7 protein-coding genes are annotated in these 7,153 nt (G+C 59.1%); 6 read left to right on the top strand and 1 reads right to left on the bottom strand.

What is annotated here, in order from left to right; genetic code table 11:
• The first annotated feature begins 142 nt into the window (after positions 1 to 142).
• From CCD76_RS08995 to CCD76_RS08965, 4 genes are all read left to right on the top strand, one after another.
• On the top strand, positions 143 to 1,141 hold the full coding sequence (locus tag CCD76_RS08995) for an IS5 family transposase (RefSeq protein WP_087719171.1): 999 nt from the start codon (positions 143 to 145) through the stop codon (positions 1,139 to 1,141).
• 1,405 nt (positions 1,142 to 2,546) lie between these two features.
• The gene (locus CCD76_RS08980; RefSeq protein ID WP_218777003.1) at positions 2,547 to 3,338 is read left to right on the top strand and encodes an NYN domain-containing protein; all 792 of its coding nucleotides are present in this window, start codon (positions 2,547 to 2,549) and stop codon (positions 3,336 to 3,338) included.
• A 340-nt stretch (positions 3,339 to 3,678) separates the two neighbouring features.
• Positions 3,679 to 4,215, top strand: a complete 537-nt coding sequence (locus CCD76_RS08970; protein ID WP_087719167.1) for an HPP family protein — start codon at positions 3,679 to 3,681, stop codon at positions 4,213 to 4,215.
• A gap of 137 nt (positions 4,216 to 4,352) precedes the next feature.
• Positions 4,353 to 4,658 carry a hypothetical protein gene (locus CCD76_RS08965; RefSeq protein ID WP_087719166.1) on the top strand — a complete coding sequence of 102 codons (306 nt, stop codon included), beginning with the start codon at positions 4,353 to 4,355 and terminating at the stop codon, positions 4,656 to 4,658.
• A 27-nt stretch (positions 4,659 to 4,685) separates the two neighbouring features.
• Here CCD76_RS08965 and CCD76_RS08960 read toward each other — a convergent pair whose 3' ends face one another.
• Positions 4,686 to 4,919, bottom strand: a complete 234-nt coding sequence (locus tag CCD76_RS08960; RefSeq protein ID WP_087719165.1) for a hypothetical protein — start codon at positions 4,917 to 4,919, stop codon at positions 4,686 to 4,688.
• Between the two features lie 395 nt (positions 4,920 to 5,314).
• Here CCD76_RS08960 and thpD point away from each other — a divergent pair, with 395 nt between their 5' ends.
• Positions 5,315 to 6,265, top strand: a complete 951-nt coding sequence (thpD, locus tag CCD76_RS08955; protein ID WP_087719164.1) for an ectoine hydroxylase — start codon at positions 5,315 to 5,317, stop codon at positions 6,263 to 6,265.
• Between the two features lie 213 nt (positions 6,266 to 6,478).
• Positions 6,479 to 7,141 carry a fumarylacetoacetate hydrolase family protein gene (locus tag CCD76_RS08950; RefSeq protein ID WP_087719163.1) on the top strand — a complete coding sequence of 221 codons (663 nt, stop codon included), beginning with the start codon at positions 6,479 to 6,481 and terminating at the stop codon, positions 7,139 to 7,141.
• The last annotated feature ends 12 nt before the right edge of the window (positions 7,142 to 7,153 follow it).

Genomic DNA, 7,153 nt, shown 5'->3' with positions numbered 1-7,153 from the left:
TCAGGTGGACCAATGGATAGGGTCCACTTCACGGCCGTCTGAATGGCCTAGGGAAACGCTGCATAAATCCCGCCACAGCTGCCTGATCGGCACCGGTGGGGTAGAATCTGACCTTCCTGCCACCGTCTGACAGAGCCTCCCGATGAAACAGATCTCGTTCGCCCAGGCTGAGCACCAGAACAAGAAGAAAGTTACCCGCCGCGAGCGGTTCCTGAACCAGATGGACGTCTTGCTGCCTTGGCAACGGCTGATCGACGCGCTGGCGCCGTCCTACTTCCCGAACTCGGCAGGCAGGCGCGGCCGGCCGCCTGCTGGCCTGGAACGCATGCTGCGGATCTACTTCTTGCAACAGTGGTATGCGCTGGCCGACGAGGCGCTGGAAGATGCGATCTATGACAGCCAGGCCATGCGTGACTTCATCGGACTCGATCTGGCCATCGAGAGCGTGCCGGACGCCACCACGCTGCTGCGCTTCCGTCATCTATTGGAGCAGCATGCCCTGACCCAGCGGATCTTCGAGGAGATCAATGCCAGCCTGGCCGAGCAGGGCTTGTTCATGCGCGAGGGCACCATCGTCGATGCCACCATCGTGGCGGCCGCCCCCTCCACCAAGAACCAGGCCCGGCAACGCGACCCAGAAATGAAGCAAACCAGGAAGGGCAACCAGTGGTATTTCGGCCTGAAGGCGCATATCGGCGTCGATGCGGCCACTGGACTGACCCACAGTGTCACCGCTACCTCGGCCAATGTGGCCGATGTCACCATGGCAGGCCACCTGGTCCGCGATGACGACGAGCGGGTATACGGCGATGCGGGTTACACCGGCATGGGGAAGTACCTGGGCGAAGAGAAGGACGATCCAAACGCCCGGTGCTGTGTCGCCGCCAAACGCGGCACCCTCAAGAAGCTGAAAGACAGCCCCATGAAAACGTTGCTGCTGGCGATCGAGAAGGCCAAGGCCAGCATTCGAGCCAAGGTGGAGCACCCGTTTCATGTCATCAAGAACCTCTTCGGCTACCGCAAGGTTCGCTACAAGGGGCTGGCCAAGAATCAGGCGCAGCTGTTCACCCTGTTCGCCCTCGGCAATCTGGTGCTGGCAGGGCGATGCTCAAGCCAGGCTGACGGGGTCAGTGTGTCTTGAATCTGGCTTGGTAGCCGGAAAACCCGGCTACCAGGGAAAACAGGCCACTTGACGTGGTCAGGTAATAACCGCTGAGGCGATGATCTGGCCAGACTGAACGGTTCAGCCGACCAGAACCGAATTGTTCAGCGTTTCCCTAGCACGCGCCAAAATGTATGCCGTAGCGTATGCGATAATTTTTATAACTGACATGTTTCTATGTAAATCAGCGGCTTGCAAGTTTTGTACGGTTCTACTTACCGGCACCAGGCATATTTTACTTTTCTATCAGTCGCTTGAAGCGACTCAAGGCCGCCCAGTCGAGGCGGTTTTTTCGTTTCTGGGCTCTGGCCTGTCAATCTGGCGTCAACCTACGAACTACACCTCTCGTGATGGCTGGCTGGAAAGCCGCTTCTCCACGTTTGCCTGCATCCATTGCCGTAAGCCCGTTTTCCTCGGCGCTATGTGTAGCCGCGCGCTGGATTCGGCACTTTTTCCAGAGCTTAAACCATCCTAGGCGATACGATTCGGCTTCTCTTCTTGAAACGAGGCGGGCGCGCTTTCTTCGACGCGTAGTACTTGCATCGAAAACAGCTCAGCCCGTACTCGTCCTCACTGAGGTATGAAAGTACACCGCCCTCACGGCAGTCGGGGCAGATGGCGTGTAATATCTCATCCGGCTCAGTTGAAGATGGCTTCAGCCTCAGCACGAAGGCCCCGCGCTCGGTACGCTCTGGTTCGTATTGATCAAACCTAGCCTCCTTGGCTTGGGCTTCTCTCAGTCGGCGATTCTCATCTAGCAGAGCGTGATGTTCTTGAAGAACTTCTGTCAGCGTGAACTGCGCTGAGGTAAGGCGTTCCATGATGTTGCTAACCGCTGCATTCAACGACGCCTGGTCGTTCACTTCCTTCGCGGCCTTGGCAGTATCGTAAGCTGTACGAAGAGCAGTTAACGCTGCACCTATCTCTACCATCTGTCATCCTCATGTTTCTTCAGCCAGTCCTAGTCATCACCCTACCGAGTGCCACATGTTATGGAACACCGGTAACGGCCGCATAGCCTCCGTTTAAACGGCCGTTATCACCCACCTAGAATAGCCCCGCCGGTTCAGCCTCGACATCCCAGCTGAAGATCAGCACCTCACGGGCTTGGCTGCCGGTACCGCCGCCCACGGTATAGCGCATATCCGCTGACTCGATGTGGTAGTCGGCGAACACGCGGCGGATGTCAGGTGATCTTTGAGACTGATGATCGCTTTCCCTTGATGCTACCGATGATATCGGCCATCTGCTCGTATTCTTCGATGCCAAACGGAGCGCCATAGCTCTCGGTCTGCCAGTACGGCGGATCAAGGTAGAAGAGCGTGTGAGCGAGTTCGGAACGTGTGCTGAAAACAGTGGAAGCGGGCGGCAGGCTGGGTTGTAGATGAGCGTTGACTCCGTTTTCAGGAGTCACTATATTCAGCGTATCCACGCCCCTGGCAGTAAGCCTTCCCAACATATCGAGGGATGCGCCGAGCCCTGGGGCGTTTCTGTTTCTGGAGAATACATTTTGGCGACAGCGATTCTTGTCGACGGTGGGTACTTCATCAAGCGCTTCAGGCGCATAGAGCCAGACAACGCCTATAACGGTAAGCGTGCTGCAGAGTGTCTGCATCGATGGGCAGTGAGTCATCTCAGCGGCAAAAATCGCGATCGCAGCGATCTTTACCGGATTTTCGTCTACGACTGCCCTCCCTACAAAGGCAAGCAGCACAACCCCATCAGTAAGCGATCTATCGACTTCTCCCGAACAGAAGAGGCAAGGTTTCGCGAAGAATTTCACGAAGCGCTGGTCGGAAAGCGAAAGCTGGCACTTCGATTGGGCCACCTGTCGTCCGATGTGAGATGGACCATTAAGTCTCGGAAGGTTGATGAGCTGCTGAAAGGCCGGATATCCATCGAAGATTTGCAGCCGGACGATGTGCGGATCGATACCCGCCAGAAGGGTGTGGATATGCGGATTGGCGTGGACGTGACATCGCTTACGCTAAAAAGTCAGGTTGACCAGATCATCTTGATAGCGGGTGATGCCGATTTCGTGCCGGCTGCCAAGATTGCTCGGCGCGAGGGAATCGATTTTGTTCTCGATCCAATGTGGCAAAGCATCCCCAAGGGGCTTCATGAGCATATCGATGGACTACGCACGACTTGTCCGAGAGTGAAACGCCGAGCCTAGTAGGTACGGTCAGTATGTGTGCCGTCAGGTATGTGAGTTTTATTAAATGACATTGGCGGATAAGCGATAGGGTTGGTTTCACTTACCGATACCTGGTTTCCCCAAGCCCCTGCCTGATTTTTCCTTCATACAGCCACTCGATTACAGGCTGCCGATCCGCCGATCCACCCCGGCGCTCCGCCCCGGCGAGCATGGTCATGGCGCAGTGCGCATCGCTGCAAAGGGGAGCCCCCATTCCCATATAGACAGCGCGCTCTAAAACCATAGCCAAGCGCTATTTGGCGGGCTCGTTGCCCGATGGCAATATAGCGCTCCTTTTTTATCGGCTTCCTGGGTCAAGATGGTCAAGACGTATCTCGGTAAGATGAAAGGCTCGCCAGTGAGCCGTAAGACTCCCTGCTGGCGTGACGCGGTCTGGTCATGGCTGGGCGCGTTTCTGGGCATGGCCGGTGTGGGATGGCTGAGCGCGCAGTCGCTTCAGACGCATTCGCTGCTGATGGTAGGGTCCTTCGGCGCGACCTCGGTACTTCTCTACGCCGCGCCGGAAAGCTCGCTCGCCCAGCCGCGCAACGTGCTGTTCGGCAATCTGCTCTCGGCGCTGTGCGGCGTACTGGTCTGGAAGCTGCTCGGCGATAGCTGGGTCGCGGCGGCGGTAGCGGTATCGACCTCCATCCTGCTGATGCAGTTGACCCACACGCTCCATCCGCCGGGCGGCGCGACGGCGTTGATCGCGGTGATCGGGTCCGGGGAGCTGCACTCGCTTGGCTGGTCCTATGCGTTTTTCCCGGTAGCGACCGGGTGCCTGCTGATGCTGCTCATCGCGGTGCTGATCAACAATCTGGCGCGGCATCGCCGCTATCCGCTGCACTGGTGGTAAGCCACGACTGACACCTGGTGTTTCTCGCGCCTCGGGTACTACAGCTTTCAGGCGGCGCCACGTCGCACGCCTCCTTACACTCGGGGTTTTCATCGCGATTCTGGCCCGATGAGCGGGCCACCAGGAACGGGAATGCCATGAAGACCCTCAGCTGTTTCATGACCGTCGCCTGCGTGATGAGCTGGAGCGCGGTTTCGAGTGCTGGCGAGAGCGCCAGTGCCCATGCGGAAGAGCCGCTGAATTGCGCCAACTTTCGTTGTCACTTCGGCGATGTCCCCAAGGCCGAGCCACCCTTGATCGCCGAGCCGTTCGTCTCTTTCTATCGGGATGCGGTGGTCAAGCCGATGCGGCCCTACCACGATTGGGAACCCACTGCCCGGCGGCTGCCGAATCCGCGCGCTGCCGAGACATCCGACAAGACCGTCACGCCGCCGACGGATTGATCGCCACGCCGTCGACATCGCCGACGATCATGCGGCGTTGGCGCGATCCTGCCCCGACCGGCCCTGGCCGGAATGTTTCTTTTTGTCACGCATCCTGTCACGACTCAGGGCGATCATCTCGTTTTCCAGGTCTGCCGAGTAGCACTTGAAGGCGGTGCAGTTCGCGCAGCGAATCTGTTGTCTCTCCTCGGCCCGCACGGGGAGAAAGAACTGGTCGTGATCGCAGATCGAGCAGGTGAGATCCAGCGTGACGCGAATCATGGCGTACCTCCAGATATTGGGAAGAGGCGAGCGTGGTCTGGGCTCGTCGTTCTGGGGCGTAGTGTGGCGCGGTGGTATGACGCCATGATGAAAGCCGTTTTTCGGCATTGTGTCATCGCGTAAGCGGCCCGGAGGCAATTCGGCGTTAATTGATTTACGTTATCGTTGCTGCGGTCGGCGGATGTCACCGTGAGCGCCACTGGAGAAGCGGCGGCGGTTTCCACCGTTGCAGAATTTGAAATTTCCGTCTGCTTTTCTAGGATGAGTATCCCTTTGAAAGATAACCGAGGATCCTTTGACCCTTTCCTAATCAAGTTTAGTGCGACGCACTGTTTGGTGCCTCATCGCACCTAGGACTGGATCTGAACCCTGATCACAAACTTGGAGGTGATTGGATGTCAGTACAGACCGCATCCCCCAAAACCCAGAATGCCACGTGGACGAAACAGGATCGCTATCCGACACGCCTACGCCAGCCGCAGGAAGCGCTCTGGCAGCCGCGTCAGGAAGAAGTCGTCAAGGGGCGCCATCTGGATGGCCCCCTGAGCGACGAGCAGCTCGATCGCTTCGAGCGCGATGGCTTTCTGTTCGAACCCAACTTCCTGGATCCCGCGGAAGTCGACGCGCTGAAGGCCGAATTGGCCTCCCTGCTGGCGCGCGACGATTTTCGCGATCGGGATTTCTCGATCACCGAACCGAACAGCCATGAAATCCGCTCGCTGTTCGCGGTTCACTTTCTCTCCCAACGTTTCTCCCAGTTGGCGAACGACGAGCGCATGGTCGGCCGCGCCCGCCAGATCGTTGGCGGCGATGTCTACGTGCACCAGTCTCGCATCAACTACAAGCCCGGCTTCCATGGCAAGGGCTTCAACTGGCACTCGGACTTCGAGACCTGGCACGCCGAAGACGGCATGCCCGAGATGCACGCCGTCAGCGCCTCGATCGTGTTGACGGACAACCATCACTTCAATGGCCCGTTGATGCTGATCCCCGGCTCGCACAAGGTGTTCGTGCACTGCCTGGGCGAGACGCCGGACGACAACCACAAGCAGTCGCTGAAGCAGCAGGAACTCGGCGTGCCGAGCAACGAAGCGCTGCGCGAGCTGATCGAAGCCAACGGTATCGAGGCGCCGGTCGGCGAGGCTGGCGGGCTGCTGCTGTTCGACTGCAACACGCTGCATGGCTCCAATGCCAACATGTCGCCGGATCCGCGCAGCAACGCGTTCTTCGTCTACAACCGTCGCGACAATGCCTGTGTGCAGCCGTTCGGCGCCAAGCGTCCGCGCCCGTCGTTCCTGGCGCATCAGCCAGACGAAGTGTGGACGCCCCAGCGGGGCACGCACTGAAGCCCTGATCGCGCCGGCCGGCACCGGATCGCCCGCAGACACTCGGAATTGACCGGAAAGCCGGCGTGATGCCATAAGCCGCCGTTGGAGGTAGACTCGATGAGTTGCCGCCAGCGGCGGCTTCTTGCGTCTGGAGGCGCGATTTTCGCCTGGAAGATCGATCTCTATCTCTGGAGATTATCAACGGTCATCGCTTTTGCTTTGGAGCTCGCCATGCCTTTCATCACACGATTCACCGACGGTCTCGAGACCGGTCTGCCGCTGGGCAAGATTCTCTGCGTAGGGCGCAACTACGCCGAACATGCCAAGGAACTCAACAACCCGGTGCCGCAGTCGCCGATCCTGTTCATCAAGCCCGCGACCAGTGCCGTCGAGCTGGAAGAGCCGATCGAGCAGCAGTTCGCCCATGGCGAGGTGCATTTCGAGACCGAACTGGCGCTGCTGATCGGCGAACGCATGAGCCACGTCAGTGCGGAAGAGGCGATGAAGGGCGTGGTCGGAGTCGGTCTGGCGCTGGACCTGACACTGCGTGACGTGCAGTCCAGGCTGAAGGAGAAGGGGCATCCGTGGGAGCGGGCCAAGGCGTTCGACGGCGCCTGTCCGATCTCGCGTTTCGTACCGGTAGAGGGCGATGTCGACTGGAGCGCGATCACGTTCCATCTCGATATCGACGGCAAGCGCCAGCAGAGCGGCAAGACCAGCGACATGCTCTTCGACATGCCGTCGCTGATCGAGGAGATGACCCGCACCTTCACTCTCGAGCCGGGCGACGTGATCCTGACCGGCACGCCCTCCGGCGTCGGCCAGCTACCCCGCGACGCCGTCCTCGGCCTCTCGCTCTCGCTGGGGCTGGATGTCGGCACGCGTACGCGATAAAACCCGCTACGG

This window comes from Salinicola salarius (genome assembly GCF_002179555.1).
Lineage (GTDB): Bacteria > Pseudomonadota > Gammaproteobacteria > Pseudomonadales > Halomonadaceae > Salinicola > Salinicola salarius_A.
This window is presented reverse-complemented; position numbering and strand designations above follow the sequence as displayed.

Coding starts and splice junctions, on each gene's coding strand:
- CCD76_RS08995 (WP_087719171.1), top strand. CDS start 143: ATGAAACAGATCTCGTTCGCCCAGGCTGAGCACCAGAACAAGAAGAAA.
- CCD76_RS08980 (WP_218777003.1), top strand. CDS start 2,547: ATGAGCGTTGACTCCGTTTTCAGGAGTCACTATATTCAGCGTATCCAC.
- CCD76_RS08970 (WP_087719167.1), top strand. CDS start 3,679: ATGGTCAAGACGTATCTCGGTAAGATGAAAGGCTCGCCAGTGAGCCGT.
- CCD76_RS08965 (WP_087719166.1), top strand. CDS start 4,353: ATGAAGACCCTCAGCTGTTTCATGACCGTCGCCTGCGTGATGAGCTGG.
- CCD76_RS08960 (WP_087719165.1), bottom strand. CDS start 4,919: ATGATTCGCGTCACGCTGGATCTCACCTGCTCGATCTGCGATCACGAC.
- thpD (WP_087719164.1), top strand. CDS start 5,315: ATGTCAGTACAGACCGCATCCCCCAAAACCCAGAATGCCACGTGGACG.
- CCD76_RS08950 (WP_087719163.1), top strand. CDS start 6,479: ATGCCTTTCATCACACGATTCACCGACGGTCTCGAGACCGGTCTGCCG.